Raw genomic sequence first — 22,105 nt, forward strand, 5'->3', positions numbered from 1 at the left:
ATGATGACCGAACCGCAGTATCCGACCGACCCGCAGGATCCGAAGGAGCAGCAGTATCCGGCGGGCCAGCAGTATTCAGCCGGGCAGCAATATTCAGCAGGCCAGGAGTATGCGACGGGCCAGCAGTATCCGACCGACCCGCAGTATTCAGCCGGGCAGCAGTATCCGACCGGTCAGCAGTACAGCGCGCCCCAGCAGTACAGCGCCGCTCCCACGTACGCGGCGCCCCAGTACGGTCCGCCGAAGTCCAACGCGGGATGGGCCGTCGCGTCGATCCTGTTCTTCTGGCCTATCGCGTTCGCCGCGTTCAACCATCTCCACGACATCTACCCGAAGTGGGCGATGGGCGATCACCAGGGCGCACAGTACGCGTCCGAGCGGGTGAAGAAGCTCGGGCAGATCTCGCTCCTCATAGCCGTCATCTGCTGGGTGCTGTTCATCGCGTTCTACGTCATCTTCCTGGTTGCGATCGTGTCGTCCGTCGATTCGTATACCTACAACTGATCACCTGCCGCGACGTGACGGTGGGGCGAGTACCCGTCACGTCGCCGCGAGGCCGTAGAATCCACAGACCGTGAGCCTTACCCTCGGAATCGTCGGACTGCCCAACGTCGGCAAGTCCACCCTTTTCAATGCACTGACCAACAACGACGTGTTGGCAGCGAACTACCCGTTCGCGACCATCGAACCCAACGTCGGCCTGGTCGAGCTGCCCGATCCGCGGCTGCAGAAGCTCGCCGAGATCTTCGGCTCCGAGCGCATCCTCCCCGCGACCGTGTCGTTCGTCGACATCGCGGGAATCGTGAAGGGCGCGTCCGAGGGCGCAGGCCTTGGCAACAAGTTCCTGGCCAACATCCGTGAAGCGGACGCCATCTGCCAGGTAGTGCGCGTCTTCGCCGACGACGACGTCATCCACGTTGACGGCAAGGTCGACCCGGCCTCCGACATCGAGGTCATCGAGACCGAGCTCGTGATCGCCGACATGCAGACCCTCGAGAAGGCTCTCCCGCGTCTGGACAAGGAAGCTCGCAAGAACAAGGAGCTCAAGCCTGCCCACGACGAGGCACTCAAGGCCCAGGCCTTCCTCAACGAGGGCACGACGCTCTTCAGCGTCAAGGACAAGCTCGACTTCTCGCTGCTGCGCGAACTGAGCCTGCTCACCACCAAGCCCTTCCTCTACGTCTTCAATGCTGACGAGTCGGTGCTCACCGACGAGGCGAAGATCGCGGAACTGCGCGCTTCCGTCGCTCCTGCCGACGCCGTGTTCCTCGATGCAAAGGTCGAGCAGGAACTCCTCGAGCTGGACGAGGAAGACCGCCAGGAAATGCTCGACTCGATCGGTCAGACCGAGCCGGGCCTGCACGCTCTCGCGCGCACCGGCTTCCACACTCTTGGGTTGCAGACCTACCTGACTGCTGGTCCGAAGGAAGCTCGCGCCTGGACCATCCACAAGGGTGACACCGCTCCCCAGGCTGCCGGCGTCATTCACACCGACTTCGAGCGCGGCTTCATCAAGGCTGAAATCGTGTCCTTCGACGACCTCGTCGAGGCCGGTTCCATGGCCGCAGCCAAGGCTGCAGGCAAGGTCCGCATGGAGGGCAAGGAATACGTCATGGCCGACGGTGATGTGGTGGAGTTCCGCTTCAACGTGTAGCCGCTTTCGGTCTAACCCTTACATCCGCACAGGAAGACGGGCCATATCTACCAGAGTGCCCGTCAACCTCGTCTCGTTGGCTGAGTCGGGTCGAATCATCTGGTGACAGCGCTAGAAACTACCGGGGTTCCGTACCCACGTGCAGAGTGCTGCCCATACTCGTGGCGAGTCGCGGTCATGCCCCGAGATCCGGGGACGTGACGTCGTCAAGACTGCCGCGTCAGACCCAGAGGGTAGCTTCTTTACATGAGCTTCCCGAAGCCAAACCAACACGCTGGACCTATGGTCGGCCATGTAAGAAAGGGTCGCGTCTACAAGTCCCCGCTCGCTGCGACGGGTGTGCTGGGCATCGAGAATTGGATCAAGGACGATTTCCCGGACCTTCTCTGGCCCGCACTCGTCCTGGCTGAGCACGGGAACGACAGCATTCGACGATTCGTGAAGTGGCAGAAGGCAGTCCAGGAATCGCTCGCGCACCATGGGGAAGTTGCCTTTGTCGCGGAATCGTTGGATGGACGCCTTACACACTTGGCTGGCCTTGCCGAGAAGTTCCCCAACTCAGTCGGAATAGTTGTATCGGAGGCCGACCGTCAAGGCCTGCTTTCGGCGGGAGTTGTTCGCGCGCTGGTCTCATATCCGTTCCGCCCTGCACCGTGGCTTGTCGGCGACATCGAGGTCAAACCCCCAGCGCAACCTGATCTGGACCTTATTCGCGATGCGTTGCTCTCGGTCCTACGCGGCGGCCACCGCGAAGCGCTCATTAAATGCCTGCGCACCTGGAGTGCGGTCCAGGCGGGAACCTTCAGTTCTGATGCCCAGATGATCGAACTCCTGAAAGACTACCCGGGTAATCTGGACAATCGCGCGGCAGCAGATTCCATGGTTCGTGCTTCCTGGGGCGCACACAAAGCGATGGTGAAGTTCAACGATCCGGGTTACTTCGATGAAGCGATTAAGTGGGCACGTGTTTTCTGGGGAGTGAACTCTATGACATCTCGTTGCGTCCGGAAGCGGGCTGTCGAAAATTCCCATGACGGCCGCACTGAACCGGATGACGGCGAACCGGCCGGGAACATTGCATCAGCCGCGCACTCCGATCAAGCCGAGCCGACATCCATGTCCGTGGATGGTGAGAATCTGCGCAGGTTCACGATGGACGTGATGAGCAGCTTCGTCGAGGCGCTGGAGACCGCCCCGGCCCATCTCTACTCGAACGAACGGCAGGAGGTGATTTCCGGGCTTGTGGCCCGAGCCGGGCGTGATCTCATCGCGGTGCTGGGCGCCCCCGATCTGTGGTGTCTAGAGCATGGCGCGCATATAGCTCGCATGTTGGTTGAGACGAAAATAAATCTCCACTGGATGGCGCTGCAGGATCCAGCCATCTACAGACAGTTCCAGGAATACGGGGCAGGTAAGGCAAAGCTCTACGCCCGCATCTCAGATGAGTTGCCCGACGATGCGCGAACCGCTGGCTTTCGCGAAAGCATCGACGAACTTCAGCGCCTCAGCCACAATCACGACGTTGTTGATCACCGGACAGTTGACACACGAGACACCTTCGCTGGCGGCAAGTCGATCCGGGCGATGGCGGAGGAAGCCGGTCTGCTGGACTTCTACCGGCAGGCGTACTCCCTCTCAAGCGGGGTAGCGCACTCCGAATGGTGGTCAGTCGAAACGCATGCGATGGAGCCGTGCTTGAATGTTCTCCACGGAATGCACCTAATACCCAGTCTGTCGCTGAACCCCGGAGGGAACGTCGAGCTAGCTGGGTCTTGGGTGGAACAGTTCTACTCCCTCGCGCGCGAGGGACTGGGCATCCTCGGGACTGACGAGGACGCAGTAACTGCCGCCTTTGCCTGGATGAACGCCGACGACGATTTGTCGGAGGCACCTGACAATGAGGGGTTGGTGTCATGAGGTTGCTACGTGGCGATGTGTAGCCGAGTTCCGGTCTAGCGGCAGGCCAATGAATGGCTCGCCGACGGGCTGAGAAGTGAGCAGTTTCCCGGCTGAGAGGCGACATGGCATGGCTGACTCGACTCGGCGAGCTTCCAGAGAATCAGCCATCGCGCAGACAGTCACCGCAGCGCCGCAACGTCGATGGATTTCGTTCGGATTGAGGCCATGAGCAGGCGTATGTCGAGATGGGCGGCACCGGTACGGGTCACTCGTGGCAGGCGCCTGCCGGCTGGCCCGCATGGCGGGGGCGAGAGCGGTACAGCGGTAACCCGTACTTTCGCATTTTAGGCACCGCCTCGTCCGTTTGTGTGGACTCCAACAGGTCGTTGGGCACCGGTTCCAACGGTGGCGGGGGAATACGCCGCACTGCGCGGCCGCTGGTCTCCAAGCATCTCGCTTGTCACATGCGGCCCGAAGCAGGTTCGCGCCCTGGAACCAGTTCGCAAGCAAGCTGAGATACGGAATCAGCAGTTTGACTCTCTAATTGCCGGTGGGCACAGCAGTCAAACGCGGGCATCTCGCTGAGCGTCCGACGTGTCACAAACCGCCGCGCTCTCCCAGTCAACGGGTCGGTGAATTCGAGTTCCCTCGCGAGCAATTGGAGTGGGAGGGAATGATCGTCTGGGGCGTCGGGAAGCAGGTCGGGGTATCGCCGGTCGCCCAGGATCCCGGTGCCGAGAGCTGCCAGATGCACCCGTAACTGGTGCATCCGTCCGGACTGCGGACGTAGAACCGTGTGCAGCACAGCACGTCCGGAGGCGCTCACGCCCATCCCTCGCGCCTCGATCATGGTCTCGGAGTTGGGTTCACGGCTGTCGTCGACGACGACCCGCAACTCGCCGCGTCGAGCTTCGATGTGGTTGCGGTAAACGAGAGGGACGTCGAGCGCTGGCGCATCCTGGTCCCACCGGGACGGTCGCGCCGACACCGCCTCGTAGACCTTCGTGACCTGCCGCTTCTCGAACAGTGACTGGTACGCGCCGCGCGTCGCGGGGCGGGCCGAGAACATCACCACCCCTGCGGTGCCGCGGTCGAGTCTATGGATCGGGGTCAGATCTGGGTTGTCGAGACGGACCCGCAGTCGGACGAGCGCCGACTCGCGGAGGTAGCGCCCGCTGGGGGTGGTCGGGAGAAAATGGGGCTTGTCGATGACGACGAGATCGTCGTCGAGGTGCAGGATCTCCTCGCGGAACGGCACCGGGTCCTCCGCCGGTAACTCGCGGTAGTACCAGACGAACCGGTGCGCGCTGAGCTCGGTGCTCCGGCAGATCGGGTGGCGGTCGATACCCACGAACTCGCCGTCGTCGAACCGCCGATACAGGTTTTCGGCGTCCAGATGGTCGAACTTGGCTACGACGTACTCGGCGATCGTCGTCCACGGCCCAGAGAGCGGGATGCGTAGGCGCGTCGGGCCAACCCCGTTCTTGACGGGCAGCGGTGGGGACATGGACACACAGGTAATCATCCCATCGACTGCTGGTCAGCGGTGATTCGGTGCGGCCTTGCCGGAGACGTCCCCGCGGGGACGTGGGGACCAACTCGGACCGGTGATCACCAGAGATCGTCGAGTCGGAAAATCAGTAGCGCAGGCGAGATGCGGGCCCGTATGGTTCGGCAGAGAAAGGTCGCAGTCGAAAAGCACTGCGGTCCATACCTTCTGTAGCTCAATTGGTGAGAGCACCCGACTGTGACTCGGGCGACGGCGGATCGTAACCGCCCAGAGGGACTCAGTTCAGATACGGCTGACGTGAGGACTCTAGGCGCAGAGACCGGCAGCCCTTTGCCTGCACAGTTGTCGAACGAGCCTCAGCCGGTATTCCCTGAATCGCCGAACAGCATTCCAGTCACCCGCCATTTCCGCGTCGGCAAGTAGGTATTCGCAGTTGTCCAACTGATCCTTCAAAGACATCATCAGAATTCACCTCCGATCACCCGAGCAAGTACCTGTCCAGGATGCGTCCGGCGACACCCCGCGGACATCGGCCGAAGTACCTGTTCAGGTACCTGCTTCGGTGCGCGGTGGAGGTTACTTCTTGAGCGCAGGCGCTGGTAGCGGCATACCGCGCTCGGACAGGACGGCGCGGAGACGGTCAGGGTAATCGGTGATGATTCCGTCGACACCCAGGTCTATGAGGGCGTGCATGGTGGCGGGATCATCGACGGTCCACGGGATGACCTTCATGCCACGCGCATGTGCGCTCGCGATCATGTCGGCTGTCGGGTACAAGGCGAAGCCGGGGTCGCCGACCTTTCCACCCTGGGGAGTTCCTTGGACAGGGGAGTAGGCGGAGGCGCCGAAGGTTGCCACCGCCGCGATGCCGTCGCCACCGAAATCATCGATGTCCAGACCACCGAGCCACGGTGACGCTCCGTCCTTGCCTACCTGGAGAAAGTCGCCGTTGGTGAGCGCGACGACCGGCACACTCGGCGCGAGTTGACGGGTGAGCATGAGTGAGCCCCAGTCGAAGCTCTGAATGGTGACGCTGTCCAACAATCCGGCTGCCCGGATCGTGTCGAGAACTACGGAGACGAACTGCTCACGCGGCGCGGTCTCGTGGGGCGCTCCCGCTTCCACCTTGGTCTCGATGTTGAGCTTGATTCCGGGTGCGTTGTACGACTTCACCAGAGCGAGGACGTCTTCGAGCGTCTGCATTTTCGCTCCCGGAACATTTTGCTGCTCAGGGTATCCGGCAAGGGGGAGCGTGCCACAGTCCATGGTCTTGATCTGCTGCAGGTTCAGCGTGTTGACGAATTTGCCGACGTAGGGGAACTCCGGGTCACCGGCAGTTGCCGGCTCGGTGTCGAGGCATTTCTTGTTCGAGATCTTACGATCGTGCGTGACGACAGCGATCCCGTCTTCGGTGATCTGGGTATCGAGTTCCAATGTGCTGACGCCCATTTCGAGAGCGTTGGAGAATGCGGCCAGGCTACTCTCCGTGTACAGGCCGAGTCCGCCGCGGTGGGCTTGGACGTCGAACGTCGAAACCGGCTGGGGCGCTGAACTACCGAACGAACCGGACCAGTCGAGACTTCCGGTGGGCGATGCGGCGGCCGGGGTCGCCAAGGCGGTGAGGGGGAGTGCGACGGTCACGGCGGCGCACGACAATATTCTGCTCAGTTGCATGAAAGGAAACGTAGAGGCGCCGAATGGCCCACTGGGGTTCGTTAGGTAAACTAACGGTAAAGGTCAGGCCGCGTGAATGCGCTGCTCGATGCCGTTCGCTTGGACCTTCATCCACGACGCCAGAAGCTCGCACCCGGTCAGTCCGCTCTCGTCGAGAGGTTCGATCGCGTAGCTGACGTGTCTACCGCCGCGAGGGTTCTCCAGCTGAAAGCGGTTCAGGTTCAACCGCGTCGGCAGATAGCCGAGTACTTCGAGGAACGCGGTGCGAATGCGTCGTAGATCGGTACGCCACTGCTTGGGGCTGAACCGAGTCTTCTGCGCGTTCTGGAAAGCATTGCTGCGAAGTAGTTCCCACACCTTACGTGCCCACACGCGTGCCTGGGAGAAGGACATCCAGCGCGTCAAGTCTGCGATGTCGCGAATGTAGCTGTCGTCGCTGGCATTACAGATCATGTCCTGTGGGTGCCCGATCCACTTGACCGGAATCCACGGCTGGACTTCGGGTCCGTCGCCGGCAACGCCGTGTCCCTCACAACCTTCGATGACACCGGCCGGTTGTTGAGGATCCGAGATCAAACCGACTCCGATGATGTTGGCGCCGTTCAGCGTCGGAGAAGTCAATGTCGGAAGTGCTGCGCGGATCACGCTGCATCCCTGGGAGTATCCGATCAGCATGACTGGGCCGTCTGTCTGTGCGATTTCGGCAGTGAGGGCCTTCACACCCATCGCGGTGCTGTGCCGAAAGCTCAGGCCGCCGTCGGCGACCGGGCCGTACGACGCGGGATAGGCGACCCAGCGAGAATCGAATCGACTGTCGAGTTCGTCGGTGACGGCACTGAGGAGTCCGCGCACACGGGCGCCGTCGTCGCCGACGTGGGATTCGCCGGTGCCGCCAACTGCAAGAACGGTTACCTCAGCCATGCCAGCGATGATCCACGTCGATTCTGAGAGGTCGGCATCCAAACCCTGAGAAGAGACTGGCAATCCGTTGTGCTGCGAAATCGTTATGGAACGAGCATCATTTACCAATGACGACGCCGAATCGTTCATCCAGGCGAAAAGTGTCCGTGGTCGGGGCGGGAAGCGTCGGCACTGCGATTGCGTACGCGTGCTTGATACGCGGATCAGCCGACGCGCTCGCCCTCTACGACACCAACAGGGCAAAGGTCCGCGCCGAAGTTCTCGATCTCAACCACGGAACCCAGTTCACACCGCCGTGCACCGTCGAGGGAGGTGATGACATCTCGGTCACCGCGGGATCGGACTTGGTCATTGTCACCGCGGGCGCCAAGCAGCATCCCGGCCAGTCGCGGCTCGAACTTGCCGCGGTGAACGTCACGATTGCACAGACTTTGACCGAACAACTGTTGTCGGTGTCGCCGGACGCGGTTCTTCTCTTCGTCACCAACCCGGTCGACGTGGCGACCTACGCCGCGATCCAGGCCGCTGGACCGTCGTACAGCGGCCGAATTTTCGGATCGGGGACGGTGCTCGACACGGCCCGATTGCGATTCCTGCTGGCCACCGAACTCGGAGTCGCAGTCGAGAACGTCCATGCCTTCATCGTCGGCGAGCACGGGGACTCCGAGATTCCGCTCTGGTCGAGCGCAACCATCGGCGGAGTGCCGGCAACCTCGTTCGTGGGACCGTCGGGCGGCGTCCTCGGCCCCGACCTACGCGCGAACGTCGCGAAGTCTGTGGTCCGCAGTGCTTACGAGATCATCGAAGGAAAGGGTGCGACCAACCTCGCCATCGGATTGTCGAGCGCATTCATCGCGGAAGTCGTGCTGCGGGACGAACAACGGGTTCTGCCGGTATCGACTTTGCAGACCGGCGTCCACGGACTCGAGCGCGTTTGTCTGTCCCTTCCCACGATGGTTGGTCGTGCGGGTGCCGGTCGAGTCCTCGAAATACCGCTATCTGAAAAAGAGGCTTCGGGCCTCCGATCTTCTGCCCGTACATTGCGAGAGGTGCAGGAATCTCTGGGATTGTGAATATCTGTTCTCCTCGATATCCGACATATAGGATCAACAAATGATCAGCTTCCTGATTCGCGCCGCGATCTTCCTGGGTTCTGCCGCTGTCGGGCTTCTTGTTGCGTCGTTGATTCTTTCGGGTTTCTCGGCGCCCACATCCGGATTCATCGTTGCGGTCGTGATCTTTGCGATTGCGCAGTCGGTCCTGGCGCCGTTCATCGCCACAGTGGCGAAGCGACACGCACCGGCGTTTCTCGGCGGAATCGGATTGGTATCGACGTTTGTCGCTCTGTTGGTGGCGTCGCTCTTCTCCAATCTGTCGATTTCCGGTGTCTCGACGTGGATTCTGGGAACCGTCGTCGTGTGGCTGGTAACCGCAGTTGCGACGCTGGTTCTTCCGTTGTTGTTCGTGCGTAAGAAAGTTCAGGAGAAGAAGGCACAGTGACGCGCCCGAACATCGGTATGGACTACACAGTCCTGGACTGCCCGGATCCGGCTGCATTGGCCAGCTTCTACGTCCAGGTCCTCGAGTGGAAAAGTGTTCGCGACGAGGACGATTGGCACGTGATCGAAGGACCCGGCGGGGAGCGGCTCGCGTTTCAGCTCGCTCCGGATTTCGTTCCGGTGGACTGGCCGACCTCCGGCGTCGGGATCCATCTGGATCTGCTCGTCGATTCTCTCGACCCCGCGGAGGCTTGGGTGATCAGCCTGGGTGCGCAGCGGGTGACCGGCATCCCGGAGCATCAGACTTTCCGCGTCTACCGCGACCCGGTCGGTCACCACTTCTGCCTGTGCCTGCGGGGCTGAGTGCCGAATCGCCCCGATCTCGTCGACCGTGGATAATTCCGAACACTTGTCAGGCCCGAGAATTGGAGATCGACGATGGCTTCGCAGAATTCCGACGAATTCCTGGTAGAACGTACGACGATCGTCAAGGCAGAAGCATCGGACGTCTTCGCGTTGATCAACGATTTCCACCAGTGGACGCAGTGGTCGCCCTGGGAAGGTCTCGACCCGGCAATGCAGCGTACGTACGCGGGTCCGGACGCGGGCGTCGGGGCTTCGTACGCCTGGGCGGGAAACAAGAAGGCGGGCTCCGGCTCGATGGTGATCACCGAATCCGTCCCGAATGAACGCGTAGTTCTGGACCTGGCCTTCCTCAAGCCGTTCAAGGCGCAGAACGTCACCACCTTTCTCATCTCGCCGAATGCCGGTGATGTTCAGGTGACGTGGAAGATGACCGGGAAGAAGAATCTGTTCTTCAAGATCTTCGGTTTCATCTTCAGCATGGACAAGCTCGTCGGTAAGGATTTCGAGAAGGGCCTGTCTCAGCTGAAAGCTGCTGCAGAAAAGAGCTGACAAGCCGGTGGTACCGTCTCCCGGTGTTACGGATGACGCCCACCGATGCCCAAACTTTCTGGATTTCGGAGAAGATCCCGAACGATCAGCTATTGCTCTACTGTTTCGACGGTCAGAGCCAGTCGATCGACGAGCTACGCCGCTCAGCGGTGGAACGAGCGTCGCTCATTCCGGATCTCAATGTTCGGATTCGTGAATCACCGTGGCACCTCGACTATCCGGTCTGGGAACCCATGCCGGTCGATGCCTCGTTGGTGAGAGTGCATGAGCTGACCGATGACTCGTGGATCTCGTGCATTCAGGGAATCGAGAAACTCCTTGAGAACCACGTCGATCCGCGCGAGTCGCCGTGGGCGCTGCACCTGTTTCACGGCGTCACCGGCGTGCCGCGCTGCAGTGGCCCGGCGCTGATCGCAGTTCTGCAGGTCGCGCATTCTCTGGCAGACGGCAAACGGGCGTCGGCGATTGCTCGCCAGCTGTTCTCGCCGCAACCGCCCGCGCAGCAGAAGACGGACGTGCGGCGTAGCGGATCAGCCGAGATTCTGGGCCGCGCCGCCTTGCGCCTGCCGGGTCAACTCGTTTCACTGTTCCGCGACGGCCGGGCGGGGCACCGAGCGCAGTTGCAACTGCAGGCCGACACCGAATCGGGAGTTGTTGCGCCGCAGGCGGCGAGCCGTCCCAAAGTGCGCTCCAACATCCCTCCCGGACCTCACCGATTGGTGCGCATGGTCGTGCGGGACAGCGCAGATTTCCGTGGCGACGGCGTATCCGTCACGGTCGGAGCGATGACAGCTATCTCGCTGGCGATGGCGAACTACCTCACCGAGCGAGACGGCTCGGTACCGCCGGAACTGGGAGCTGAGGTGACCATCGCCAAGGCGGGTACACCCACGGCGCGCAACCACTTCCGCAATGCAGGTGTCGGACTGTTCCCGGACGTCGAAGACCTTCGTGAGCGAGCCCAACGGATCAAGGAGTCGATGGACGAGCGTCGCGCACGAGCGTCCCATCCGTCCAGTGCAGCGTCGGATCTCGCGCTGAACGCGGTTCCCGGCCCGCTGGTCCGTTGGGGCGTGCAGCAATACGATTTCACGGCGGTGCCCGACGAGGTCACCGGCAACACCGTGGTGTCGAGTGTCGCGCGCGGTGACGCGGATCTGATGCTCGGAGGCGGCGTCGTTCGGTTCACCGCCGGCTTCCCGAGTTTGTCACCGGTCATGTCGTTGACCCACGGCGTCCACGGGATCGGGGACACGGTGACGATCAGCATCACCAGCAGTCCGGCCTCGATTCCGGACATCGACGTGTACGAGCAGATGATGCACGACGCGATCGACGAGGTGCGCGAGGCGCTGTCGTGACGGCCTGATGTACTGGGAGCATGGGATTCACGCGCGCCGAGCTGGAGTCTTTCCGAGACGCCGAGATCGAGGATCTGATCGGGCCGAATTGTCGGCTGTTGTTCGTCGGTATCAATCCGGGACTGTGGACTGCCGCGACGGGCGCGCATTTCGCGAGGCCGGGTAATCGGTTCTATCCGGCACTGCTGCGGGCAGGCATCATCGAGCGTGCGATCGACCCCTCCGCGGGTATGTCGGACGCTGACACACAACATCTGATCGATCGGGGAGTGGGCATCACCAACTTGGCGGTGCGGGCAACTGCGCGCGCAGATGAATTGTCGTCGGAGGAGCTCGCAACTGGCGGAGTCCGGGTCCGAAACATCGTGCGCGCAACCAAACCAGTAGTCGTTGCCTTCGCCGGGATCACCGCCTATCGAACAGCTTTCGGTGACAAGAAGGCGAAGGCCGGGCGCCAAGACCGCGATTTCGAGGGGGCAAAACTGTGGATCGTGCCCAATCCCAGTGGCCTCAACGCACACGAGACGGTGGACACCTTGGCAGCGAAATATCGTTCCGCCGCATCCGAAGCCGGAATTCTCTGAGAGAAGTCGCAGTTCCGTTCGGCCAGAACAAGGTGCAAGTTAAAGTGCTTGTATGTCTGTTCTATACAACGTCTTTGTAGTGATTCACCTACTCGGTATGGCTGCCCTGGTCGGTAGCTACTTCACCGTCCTCAAGGCTCCTTCGATCACCGAGGTCATGGTGTGGGGTGCCAGGATGCAGTTCGTGTCCGGCCTGATCATCGTCGGGTTGGGCGAAGGCGCCCTGGACAAGAACTACATTCACGCGAAGATCGCTGTGAAACTGGTGCTTTCGTTGGTCATCGTGGCGCTTGCCGAGATCACCCGTGCGAAGCAGAAGAAGGGCCAGCCCAATCCGAATCTGGTACACGTCGTCGGCGGTTTGTCGATCGTGACCGTATTCGTGGCCGCGCTCTGGACCTGACAAAGACACAAAAGAGCCCCGGCGATCGAAACTCGCCGGGGCTCTTTGCTGTTGACGTGTCTACAGGCCTGGACGCTTACCGATCGTCAGGGTCACTTCACCGGTATGGGCGAAGAAGTCGTTGCCCTTGTCGTCGACGACGATGAACGCGGGGAAGTCCTCGACGTCGATCTTCCAGACGGCTTCCATCCCCAGCTCGGCGTACTCGAGGATGTCGACCTTCTTGATGCAGTCGAGTGCCAGGCGAGCTGCCGGTCCACCGATGGATCCGAGGTAGAAACCGCCGTGGGTGTTGCAGGCGTCGGTGACCTGCTTTGAGCGGTTTCCCTTGGCGAGCATGATCATCGAGCCACCGGCGGCCTGGAACTGCTCGACGTACGAGTCCATACGGCCGGCCGTGGTCGGGCCGAACGAACCGGATGCCATACCGTCGGGTGTCTTGGCGGGGCCGGCGTAGTACACCGGGTGATCCTTGAGGTACTGCGGCATCTCTTCGCCTGCGTCGAGACGCTCTTTGATCTTGGCGTGCGCGATGTCGCGTGCCACGACGAGCGGACCGGTCAAGGAGAGACGAGTCTTCACCGGGTGCTTGGAAAGCTCGGCGAGGATCTCCGACATCGGCTTGGTCAGATCGATCTTGACCGCAGCACCCTTGCCGGTACCCGAAATGCCATCCGTCTCTTCGTCGAGCTGAGCGTCCGTGACCTCGGGCAAGAAACGGCCAGGGTTGAATTCGAGCTGTTCCAGGAACACGCCCTCCGGGGTGATCTTGGCCTTCGCCTGTCGATCGGCCGAGCACGACACCGCAATGGCGACGGGCAAGGAAGCACCGTGACGGGGGAGTCGGACGACGCGGACGTCGTGGCAGAAGTACTTGCCGCCGAACTGGGCGCCGATACCGATCTTTTGCGTGAGCTCGAAGACCTTCTTCTCGAGCTCGTGATCTCGGAAGCCGCGACCCGTGATGGCGCCTTCGGTCGGCAATTCGTCGAGGTAGTGCGCGGACGCGTACTTCGCCGTCTTCATCGCGAACTCGGCCGAAGTACCGCCGACGACGATTGCAAGGTGGTACGGCGGGCAGGCAGCAGTACCGAGCGAGCGGATCTTTGCCTCGAGGAACTGCATCATCGAGTCAGGGTTCAGGATCGCTTTGGTTTCCTGGTACAGGTAGGACTTGTTGGCGCTGCCGCCGCCCTTGGCCATGAAGAGGAACTTGTACGAGTTCTCGTGTCCGGCAGCAGTATCGGCGTACAGCTCGATCTGTGCGGGCAAGTTGTTGCCAGTGTTCTTCTCGTCCCACATCGTGATGGGGGCGTTCTGCGAGTAGCGCAGGTTCAGACGCGTGTAGGCGTCGTAGACACCGCGGGCGATGGACTTCTCGTCGTCGCCGGGGGTGAGTACGTGCTGTCCACGCTTGCCCATGACGATGGCGGTTCCGGTGTCCTGGCACATCGGCAGAACGCCGGCAGCGGCGATATTGGCGTTCTTGAGCAGATCGAGCGCTACGAACTTGTCGTTGTTCGAGGCTTCGGGATCGTCGAGGATGCTCGCGAGCTGCGTCAGGTGATCCGTGCGCAGGTAATGAGAGATGTCGTGCAGCGCCGTTTCGGTCAGCAAGCGCATTGCTTCGGGCTCGACCTGCAGGAAGGTTCGGCCGTCCGGTCCCTCGACTGTCGACACCCCTTCGGTGGTGAGCAATCGGTACTCGGTGGTGTCATCACCGATCGGCAACAGGTCCTCATAGAGGAAGTCGGCCATCATCTCTCCTGAACAAGGGTGCGTGCGAAGGTCGCATTCAGGTTATCGTTGGGGGTTTCCTTCTCTGAATCGGGGCGGGTGTGAGCTGGAATTATCCGGATACCACTGGCTCGATCAAGATACTTCGACCAGTTCGGAGAGCTCGACGCCGCGAAATTCGGCAAGGATTTCGGCCTGCTCGGCCACCGCTGCGCGGGCCGATCGTGACCACGTTCCCCACGGGGTGACCGCGACCTTCAGCTTCTTTCCGGACGCCCGCGGTCGCCACAGTCCGGTGATCGTGCCGCCGACCACCACCGTGCCCGGTCGCCCGAGGGTTGGCCACACCGTCTTCTGTGCGTCCGGATCGGGAACCAGGGTCTCCCGATCCTTGAGCTGTACATACGGATCGAAAGGCCCGAGTAGGCGAGTGCTCGAATCGGTGGGGGAGCCGAGCAAGTCTTCGCGGTCCTGTTCGAGAATCCACCGCTTCTCGCCGTTCACCTCGATCTCCTCGGTATCGGTGGGCCAGTGGGCCCTGACGTCCTTGACCGGGGCATCGAGAAACGACGCAACGAGAGCATGAGTGGCGGGGCCGTAGAAGCGCAAATATCCGCGAATCACGTCGAAGCGAGGATCGGCGTCCGAACCTGAGGATGTGTACGGGCGTCGGCGCCAACCCGGAATGCGTTCGAGCACTGGGGGAGATGTGCCCGGCTGTAGCTCGAGGCCTGCCTGGAGTGCCGCGAGCCGGAACGGCATCTCGTACAGATGAGTGGCGTTGCACGGGCGGCAGAATCTCAGATACGGCTCGGTGACCCGGGTGGTCAACTTCGCGGACATCTCGCCCTTGACGGTGGGTTTGGAGACGATATCCCGCATCGCGGTAGCAACTGTTTGCAGAGCGGTCAGGGTCGGAATGCCGGCGGCCTTCAGTGGCCGGTTCGCGTCGTAAATGCGTTTGGCTGCATCAGCTTCGCTGAACGGGGACGTGGCGACGGCGACAGCAGGCAGGTCGCGACGACGGTAGTAGTGGGGAGCGCCGCGCAACGTCCAGGCAAGAGCGAGGTCAGTGGCGTCGCCGCGGACGCCGCGGATCCGCAGTGCCCACGCGGCGCCGTCCGGTCCGGTGTTCTGAATCCCGAGGTCGAGTATTGCGCAGTCGTTGTGATCGGCGTCACCGGAATGGGGCCTGTCGAGTTGGTGGCGGTGCCACCGGAAATTAGCTACCTGCGTGAGTGAGGTTGCGCTAGACATGATTTCAGTTTACTGGTGGGTAACCGCAGGATTTGGGGCGGTTAATCAATGTGGCGACAGAATTGGTCAGATTCGACCGATTGGCCGGAATTTTTTCAGTAGCAGACCTTATTAGTCGAAATAATGACCCCATTGTCGGAATCCTTTGCCAACTGGTCGTTCGTATGGTTACTGTTACCCACGTCACGGATACATTACAGATGTGACGCAGCTGTCACAGCACTGTCGGGTGCTTTTCGGCAGCTGACCTCTGACCTCTCAAGGAGATTCACATGGGTTCAATGGAAGGAATTCTCGGCGCTGTTGTTCAGGGCCTGGGATCACTGTTCAGCGCTGACGGTCTGCTCAAGACCTTCATGGGATCGGTAGAGACCATCTCCAAAGACCCCACCCCCTAATTCAGCGCGACATTGCCACGCCCGCTCCGGGTGTAGTTACTTCAATTTCGACAAACTGCAGGAGGAAACTCATGGGATCTCTCGGTGAAGCCATCGGAAGCGTCAACAACCTCGGTCAGCGTCTCGTCGACGCACTGACCACGCTCAGCGGCGGCACGGTTACGCCCAAGTAAGCGTCGTCTGACGAGAAAGGCTCACGCACTCGGTGCGTGAGCCTTTCGTCGTCGACCGGAACTAGGTCGACCGGATCGAGTTTTTCCGATCACGTCGGGTTTGTCTCTTTCGGCCGGTACCGTTCGAAAGGTTCCGCTGCCGAAGAGAGTGACCCCGATGATCGAGACTCGTGCTTTGCGAACGTTTTTCCGCGTCTTCGTGTCGTTGGCCACGGCAGTATGTGGGCTCCAGCTCCTCATGGCACCGGGTCACGCTCAGTCGGTGGACAGCAGGCTGGTCGACATCTCGGTGTACTCACCGTCGATGGGGCGCGACATTCCGTTGCAGGTCTTGCGGCCCGCTGATACCTCGAGGCCCGCTCCGACGCTCTACCTACTCAACGGAGTGGACGGAGGCAAAGACGATGCGACGTGGTCGGTGCGGACCGATGCGCCGAAGTTCTTCGCGGACAAGCACGTCAACGTGGTCACCCCTCTGGGCGGAGCATTCAGCTACTACACCGATTGGGAGCGGCCGGACCCCGGCCTCGCGAAGTCCGGCAACAACAACGGGGTCAACATGTGGACCACGTTCTTGACGGAAGAACTACCGCCGGTGATCGATTCGATGTTCGCGACGACCGGCGAGAACGCTCTGGCAGGCTTGTCGATGGCAGGCACGTCGGTACTGGATCTGGCTATGGCGGCGCCCTCGCTGTACAACAGTGTCGGGTCCTTCAGTGGGTGTGCGATGACGAGTCCCGGCATCGGTCAGGACTTCGTGAAACTCGTGGTTGCAGTGGGTGGCGGTAACGCGGAGAACATGTGGGGTCCGTACGATGGTCCCGGCTGGCCGGCTCACGATCCGGTTGTCAACGCGGACAAGTTACCTCGCATCCCGATGTACATCACCACTGCAACCGGGATTCCGGGTCCGTACGACACACTTGCCGATCCACGGATCGGCAACGACGTCACAGATTTGGCGTTGCAGCTCGTTCTCGGTGGCGGAATCGAGGCGGCAACGCATTACTGCACCACCCAGCTTGCGGACAGGACGAACGCATTGGGTATGAACAACATTCGCTACAACTTCAAGCCGGCAGGAACTCATTCATGGGGATACTGGGAAGACGACTTACACGACTCGTGGCCGATGATCGCCGCGTCGCTCGGCGTGTGAGGTCCCATCGAGCGAGCCTTCGAAGCGTAGGTCTCGTCGGCGCGCTCGCCTTGATTTCACTACTTGCGCTGCCCTCGACCGCGCTCGCCGACGAGACCCCGAAGATAACGGGCGTCACCGAACTGTCTTCGCGCTTGGTTCTTCTCGACGTCGCGAGTCCCGCCATGGGGCGCACCATGCAGGTGAAAGTGCTGCTTCCTGCCGACCGCTCGGAACCGCGCGGGACGCTGTATCTCCTGGACGGCAATTCCGGGCAGATCGAAGAGAACAACTGGTTGGCCCCGGCTAACGGCGATATCGTCCCGTTCTTTGCCGACAAGAACGTGAACGTCGTACTCCCCATCGGTGGAACAGGCACCATGTACACCGATTGGCAGGAAGACCACCCGAAATTCGGTCGTCTGAAATGGGAGACGTTCCTGACGAAAGAGCTTCCCCCACTGATCGACACGAGGTTCGCAACGAACGGACACAACGCAATCGGTGGTATCTCGATGGGCGCAGAGGCCGCGCTGATCCTGGCCCAACGCTCGGCCGGGTTGTACGACGCAGTCGCGGGCTACAGCGGCTGCTACACAACCGTCGGAGGATTCGGCAAGGCGTTGACCGATCTTGTGGTCGTCAACGGAAATGCCCGTTCGGAGCAGATGTGGGGTCCGGCAGGCAGCGAGGCTTGGCAAGAGCACGACATCTTCGCCAATGCCGACAAGCTACGCGGCACCAAGGTGTATCTCGCCTCGGGATCGGGACTGCCAGGCCCGCACGAAACTCTCGACACTCCTGCCCTGGGGCGTGTACTGGTCGTCGGCGGGGTCATGGAACTGGGATCGAACCTGTGCACCGACCAGATCACGCAGGTGTTGCGCGATCGCGGAGTCGATGTCACCCGCAGCGCTCAACCGGTGGGGACGCACGGTTGGCCGTACTGGCGCGACGAACTCGTTCGCTCCTGGCCGATGCTCGACTCTGCCTTGTCGGCTTGAGTAATTCCTTGCGATGAGTTTCCGCTTCGGGCCGGGTCTATAACCGTGTACACCTGATTCGTCACCTCATCGACAAGGACAGAACATGCCTTCCATCACTCCCTGTTTGTGGTTCGACAACCAAGCAGAAGAAGCAGCGAACTTCTACATCTCGGTGTTCGGTTCCGGGCAGATCCTGGGAATCGAAAGGTACGTCGAGGGATCGCCTTCCGGAATGCCGGCGGGATCGGTGATGACCGTCAGCTTCGAGCTCGACGGTCAGCGATTCACCGGATTGAACGGCGGACCGATGTTCACGTTCTCGGAAGCAGTGTCTTTCGAGATTCCGTGCGTCGATCAGGCTGAGGTCGATCACTACTGGTCCAGGCTGACCGAAGGCGGAGAAGAGGGCCCGTGCGGATGGGCCAAGGACAAGTTCGGATTGTCCTGGCAGGTAGTCCCGAATCGCCTTCTCGAACTGATGAAGGATCCGGATCGGGCCAAGGCGCAACGCGCCACGGACGCGATGATGAAGATGAAGAAGATCGACATCGCAGAGCTCGAACGGGCCGCGGACGCATCCTGAACACGATCTGGCCGATGGGCGACAGTCTTCGTTAGCTGATGCTAGCCTTCCCTAATTCTCGCTGGAGCGTTGGAGGAGTGCTGGTAACCATGCGAATCAAAGTCTCTCGAATGAAGATCGCAGTCACGGCCTTGGCGGCCTCGCTCGCCGTCGCCGGGCTTGCCGGCTGCAGCAGCGACAGCGCTGACGCACCCGCGGAGGCGGGAGCAACCGTCTCGACCATGTTCGGCGACGTCGAAGTTCCGGCCAACCCACAGCGCGTCGTGGCGCTCGGTTGGTCGGACGCCGAAACAGCACTTGCCCTCGGAACGCAGCCGGTCGGTGTCGCGGACTGGATGGCGTTCGGTGGCAAAGGCGTCGGACCCTGGATTGCGGACGAGTTCACCACAGACCCGAAGATCCTCGGAACGATGGACCTGAGCGTCGAGGACGTTATTGCTCTAGAGCCGGACCTGATCTTGTGGACACGAAGCGACAACACGCAGGCCACCTACGACAAGCTGAGCGCTATCGCGCCGACGGTCGGGCCGCCGCCGGGTCTGGCCACTGCGTACGGGACGACGGTCGAGCAGCAGACCGAACTCGTCGCGGAAGCTCTCGGTAAGGAAGCAGAAGGAAAGGCGCTACTGGACGGCCTCGACGCCAAGTTCGACGCCGCAATTGCCGCCAATCCGGCCTTCGCGGGCAAGACCGCGGCGGTCGGCGCCTACAGTTCCGATGGTTACGGCGCATATGTATCCGGCGACGCACGCGCCGACTTCATGACCCGACTCGGCTTCACGATCCCGACGGCGATCACCGAAAAAGCCACTGGCAACTTCTACATCCCGGTCGCCAACGAGAACCTGAATCTGTTCGACGCCGACCTGACCGTGCTGTTCCCGATCTTCCTCGACAGCAGTGCGTTTGCGAACGATCCGCTACTGCGCGCAATTCCTTCGGCTCAGCAGGGGCATTTGTTGATCCTCGACGATCCCGCGCTCGTCAACGCGTTCTCGAGTGGCTCGGTACCGGGGTTGACCTACGCAATCGACAACGCCGTTCCGAAGTTTGCGAGCACACTCGGCGCCTGATCAGAGCTGTTTCGGGATCTGTCCGTCACTGTGAGCGTGTTCGCAAACAGTGGCGGGCAGTTCTCGTGCGTCGGTACACTGGAAAAAGTGAACTTTCAGCTAACGAGCGGCGGCCCAGTGGAGATCGGTCCAGTGGAGATCGCAGCGACCGCTCCTCGTTTTCCACGTATGCACGCATATGTGGATATCGCTGTCGTCGTCGTGGTCTTGGTGGGAACCAATCTGATCGCGCATTTCACCACCGCATGGGCAAGCATCGCCACGGTCCCCATTTCTGCTCTCGTCCTGTTGGCGCTCACCAAGCGCCGGGGGATGGGGTGGGCGGAATTAGGGCTCTCACCTCGTGATCTGCGGCGGGGTTCGAAGTACGCTCTTGCCGCCGTCGGCCTGGTCCTGACCGTAGTCGCCGTTGGCGCGTTGCTCCCGCTCACACGTCCTTTCTTCATGGCGGATCGCTACGCCACTATTTCCGGCGCGATCATCGCGTCGATGATCGTGATCCCGCTGCAGACCGTCATTCCCGAAGAGTTGGCCTTCCGCGGCGTCCTGCACGGCACGTTGAACCGGGTCAGTGGATTCCGGGGCGTCGCCGCTGCCGGTTCACTGATGTTCGGGCTGTGGCACATCGCGTCGTCGATGGGGTTGACCAGTGGTAACGAAGGGCTTTCCGGCTTTCTGGGGACCGGAGTCGTCGGTCAGGTCGCCGGAATCCTCGGAGCTGTTCTCGCAACCGCTGCAGCCGGCCTCGTGTTCACCTGGCTTCGTCATCGCAGTGGCAGCCTCATTGCGCCGATTGCGCTGCATTGGTCGTTGAACGGGGCAGGCGCATTGGCTGCGGCTCTTGTTTGGCACGCAACTCTTGCTTGATCCCAATATCTGACAAAAAGGACAGCATTCGCCGCGCGGCGCCGGGTAGTTCTGTGCTTTGCTCAGTGGGTGACGCACCTTCATCGAGGCCATGTCTTCCACATTTCCGGTCGTCCGACGGTTGAGGATGCGGCGCAGTCGCTCGTCTCGATCCCGGACGGCGTGTTGGCGATCGACGATGCCGGAACGATCGTCTACTGCGGAGAATTCGAATCACTCCCGAGCGATCTCGAAGGTGCTGAAACCCGCGACCACCGACCGGGATTCCTGTTGCCCGGCTTCGTCGACGCTCACATTCATTTCCCGCAGACTTACGCCGGCGATGCGTACGGCGGCGGTCAACTCCTCGAGTGGCTCGATCTCTGTGTCTTTCCCTCCGAATCGAGGTTTGTCGATCCCGAGTTCGCCCAGCACGCTGCCGAGGCCTTCTGTTCTCGCCGAATCGCCACGGGAACCACGGCGGCGATGGTGTTCGGATCGGCCTTCCCACACGCGCAGGACGCGTTGTTCTCGGAAACTCTGAAACGCGGCCTTCGAGTGGTCAGCGGCCGCGGGATTCAGACCACCGGACCGGCCTCCGCTGCCGCGCTGATCACCTCGGAAGAGGACGCGATCAGACTCACCAGCGAGGAGATCGACAAGTGGCACGCATCCGACACCGGCCACGTGAACACTGCACTCATTCACGTTGCAGTGGTTCCCCGCTTCTCCCTCGCGGTGACAACACGGACATTGAAGGATCTGGGGGAGTTGTACGACTCGGTCCGTGACCGGGGCGTCTACTTTCACAGCCATCTCAACGAGAACAATCGGCCCGGAACGGGCGAGGTGGCAACCACGCTTGCCGAGTACGAGGTCGAGACCTATCTCGACACGTACGACGGCAAGTTCTTCCCCGGCTCGCAGGTCGGCGGAAAGAGCTTCCTGGGTCCACGCGCGATACTCGCGCACTCGGTGCACTGCCAGGACTCCGAACTCGCACGAATGGCCGAGACCGGAACCTCGATCGCACATTGCCCGACGTCCCAGCAGTTTCTCGGCTCAGGCACCATGCCGTGGAAACGCACCGTGGCGTCAGGGGTCAACATCGCGATCGGATCGGATTTCGGCGGCGGCGACGAGTGCCTGCTCACCCGAGTCCTCGGCGACGCGTTCAAAGTTCACATCTCCGAAGCCGGCGACGACGGAGTGTCGATGCACCCAGCCGAACTGCTGTTCACCGGAACACTCGCCGGTGCTCGCGCGCTGGACATGGAGAACCGGATCGGCAACTTCGACGAGGGCAAAGAAGCAGACTTCCTGGTGATCGACCCGGCCGGATGGCCGCCGCTCGCCGGGCTCGTCAACCACGGAACGCGTTCGGACGATCCGATTCTCGCCCGCGACCAGACGCTCTTCGGGCTCCTGATGGCGATGCGTGAGCCCGCGATTGCGCACGTATACGTGCAAGGGCGCCGGGTGTCGGGCTGA

General features: G+C 61.5%; 22 protein-coding genes and 1 tRNA gene. 18 read left to right on the top strand and 5 right to left on the bottom strand.

Annotated features, from left to right (window positions below; all coding sequences use genetic code 11):
• The 3 genes from ABWI03_RS06790 to ABWI03_RS06800 all read left to right on the top strand — a co-directional run bounded on the left by ABWI03_RS06790 (position 1) and on the right by ABWI03_RS06800 (position 3,571).
• Entirely contained in the window at positions 1 to 504 is a 504-nt protein-coding gene (locus tag ABWI03_RS06790) for a CD225/dispanin family protein (protein WP_298775151.1), read from the top strand.
• Between the two features lie 70 nt (positions 505 to 574).
• Positions 575 to 1,654, top strand: coding sequence for a redox-regulated ATPase YchF (gene ychF, locus ABWI03_RS06795; protein ID WP_054188760.1), 1,080 nt, complete (start codon positions 575 to 577; stop codon positions 1,652 to 1,654).
• A 282-nt stretch (positions 1,655 to 1,936) separates the two neighbouring features.
• Positions 1,937 to 3,571 carry a DUF5677 domain-containing protein gene (locus ABWI03_RS06800; protein WP_054827600.1) on the top strand — a complete coding sequence of 545 codons (1,635 nt, stop codon included), beginning with the start codon at positions 1,937 to 1,939 and terminating at the stop codon, positions 3,569 to 3,571.
• Between the two features lie 442 nt (positions 3,572 to 4,013).
• Here ABWI03_RS06800 and ABWI03_RS06805 read toward each other — a convergent pair whose 3' ends face one another.
• Complete coding sequence (locus ABWI03_RS06805; protein ID WP_298775159.1) at positions 4,014 to 5,078, bottom strand: pseudouridine synthase; 1,065 nt, start codon at positions 5,076 to 5,078, stop codon at positions 4,014 to 4,016.
• 188 nt (positions 5,079 to 5,266) lie between these two features.
• Here ABWI03_RS06805 and ABWI03_RS06810 point away from each other — a divergent pair.
• Positions 5,267 to 5,339 (top strand) — tRNA-His (locus ABWI03_RS06810).
• A 300-nt stretch (positions 5,340 to 5,639) separates the two neighbouring features.
• On the opposite strand, the gene ABWI03_RS06815 is transcribed toward ABWI03_RS06810, so the two are convergent.
• Together ABWI03_RS06815 and ABWI03_RS06820 are read right to left on the bottom strand one after the other, a co-directional pair.
• Positions 5,640 to 6,737 carry a glycerophosphodiester phosphodiesterase family protein gene (locus ABWI03_RS06815; protein WP_298775161.1) on the bottom strand — a complete coding sequence of 366 codons (1,098 nt, stop codon included), beginning with the start codon at positions 6,735 to 6,737 and terminating at the stop codon, positions 5,640 to 5,642.
• Between the two features lie 63 nt (positions 6,738 to 6,800).
• Positions 6,801 to 7,658 (bottom strand): PE-PPE domain-containing protein, encoded by an 858-nt coding sequence (locus ABWI03_RS06820; protein ID WP_298775163.1) that lies wholly within the window; start codon positions 7,656 to 7,658, stop codon positions 6,801 to 6,803.
• A gap of 107 nt (positions 7,659 to 7,765) precedes the next feature.
• Here ABWI03_RS06820 and ABWI03_RS06825 point away from each other — a divergent pair, with 107 nt between their 5' ends.
• The 7 genes from ABWI03_RS06825 (at position 7,766) to ABWI03_RS06855 (ending at position 12,420) form a co-directional block, all read left to right on the top strand.
• Complete coding sequence (locus ABWI03_RS06825) at positions 7,766 to 8,731, top strand: L-lactate dehydrogenase (protein WP_095972209.1); 966 nt, start codon at positions 7,766 to 7,768, stop codon at positions 8,729 to 8,731.
• 40 nt (positions 8,732 to 8,771) lie between these two features.
• Entirely contained in the window at positions 8,772 to 9,158 is a 387-nt protein-coding gene (locus tag ABWI03_RS06830) for a phage holin family protein (RefSeq protein ID WP_003945275.1), read from the top strand.
• Positions 9,155 to 9,520, top strand: coding sequence for a VOC family protein (locus ABWI03_RS06835; protein ID WP_298775167.1), 366 nt, complete (start codon positions 9,155 to 9,157; stop codon positions 9,518 to 9,520). Before ABWI03_RS06830 ends, ABWI03_RS06835 begins: the two co-directional genes overlap by 4 nt.
• A gap of 75 nt (positions 9,521 to 9,595) precedes the next feature.
• Positions 9,596 to 10,072: an SRPBCC family protein gene (locus ABWI03_RS06840; RefSeq protein WP_166813508.1), complete on the top strand. Its 477-nt coding sequence runs from the start codon at positions 9,596 to 9,598 to the stop codon at positions 10,070 to 10,072.
• Positions 10,073 to 10,104: 32 nt separating this feature from the next.
• Positions 10,105 to 11,433, top strand: a complete 1,329-nt coding sequence (locus ABWI03_RS06845; RefSeq protein ID WP_166813506.1) for a WS/DGAT domain-containing protein — start codon at positions 10,105 to 10,107, stop codon at positions 11,431 to 11,433.
• A 20-nt stretch (positions 11,434 to 11,453) separates the two neighbouring features.
• Entirely contained in the window at positions 11,454 to 12,017 is a 564-nt protein-coding gene (locus ABWI03_RS06850; RefSeq protein WP_166813504.1) for a mismatch-specific DNA-glycosylase, read from the top strand.
• Between the two features lie 52 nt (positions 12,018 to 12,069).
• A complete protein-coding gene (locus tag ABWI03_RS06855) occupies positions 12,070 to 12,420 on the top strand; it encodes a hypothetical protein (RefSeq protein WP_003945214.1) in 351 nt (116 codons plus the stop codon).
• A gap of 60 nt (positions 12,421 to 12,480) precedes the next feature.
• Here the strand turns inward: ABWI03_RS06855 and ABWI03_RS06860 are convergent, their stop codons facing one another.
• Positions 12,481 to 14,178, bottom strand: a complete 1,698-nt coding sequence (locus tag ABWI03_RS06860; protein ID WP_029536802.1) for a fumarate hydratase — start codon at positions 14,176 to 14,178, stop codon at positions 12,481 to 12,483.
• 114 nt (positions 14,179 to 14,292) lie between these two features.
• Positions 14,293 to 15,414 (bottom strand): winged helix DNA-binding domain-containing protein, encoded by a 1,122-nt coding sequence (locus ABWI03_RS06865; RefSeq protein WP_235169874.1) that lies wholly within the window; start codon positions 15,412 to 15,414, stop codon positions 14,293 to 14,295.
• A gap of 272 nt (positions 15,415 to 15,686) precedes the next feature.
• On the opposite strand from ABWI03_RS06865, the gene ABWI03_RS06870 reads away from it, so the two are divergent.
• The 7 genes from ABWI03_RS06870 (at position 15,687) to ABWI03_RS06900 (ending at position 22,105) form a co-directional block, all read left to right on the top strand.
• Positions 15,687 to 15,812: a hypothetical protein gene (locus ABWI03_RS06870; RefSeq protein ID WP_019744544.1), complete on the top strand. Its 126-nt coding sequence runs from the start codon at positions 15,687 to 15,689 to the stop codon at positions 15,810 to 15,812.
• 330 nt (positions 15,813 to 16,142) lie between these two features.
• A complete protein-coding gene (locus ABWI03_RS06875; RefSeq protein ID WP_298775177.1) occupies positions 16,143 to 17,147 on the top strand; it encodes an alpha/beta hydrolase in 1,005 nt (334 codons plus the stop codon).
• Complete coding sequence (locus ABWI03_RS06880) at positions 17,144 to 18,130, top strand: alpha/beta hydrolase (protein WP_298775179.1); 987 nt, start codon at positions 17,144 to 17,146, stop codon at positions 18,128 to 18,130. The genes ABWI03_RS06875 and ABWI03_RS06880 overlap by 4 nt, the downstream gene beginning before the upstream one ends.
• An 85-nt stretch (positions 18,131 to 18,215) precedes the next feature.
• On the top strand, positions 18,216 to 18,695 hold the full coding sequence (locus ABWI03_RS06885; protein ID WP_003945229.1) for a VOC family protein: 480 nt from the start codon (positions 18,216 to 18,218) through the stop codon (positions 18,693 to 18,695).
• A 110-nt stretch (positions 18,696 to 18,805) separates the two neighbouring features.
• A complete protein-coding gene (locus tag ABWI03_RS06890) occupies positions 18,806 to 19,768 on the top strand; it encodes an ABC transporter substrate-binding protein (protein ID WP_298775182.1) in 963 nt (320 codons plus the stop codon).
• Positions 19,769 to 19,936: 168 nt separating this feature from the next.
• Entirely contained in the window at positions 19,937 to 20,635 is a 699-nt protein-coding gene (locus ABWI03_RS06895; RefSeq protein WP_124567143.1) for a CPBP family intramembrane glutamic endopeptidase, read from the top strand.
• A 69-nt stretch (positions 20,636 to 20,704) separates the two neighbouring features.
• Entirely contained in the window at positions 20,705 to 22,105 is a 1,401-nt protein-coding gene (locus tag ABWI03_RS06900; protein ID WP_298775185.1) for an amidohydrolase family protein, read from the top strand.

This window comes from Rhodococcus baikonurensis (genome assembly GCF_040489275.1).
Taxonomy (GTDB): Bacteria; Actinomycetota; Actinomycetes; order Mycobacteriales; family Mycobacteriaceae; genus Rhodococcus_F; species Rhodococcus_F baikonurensis.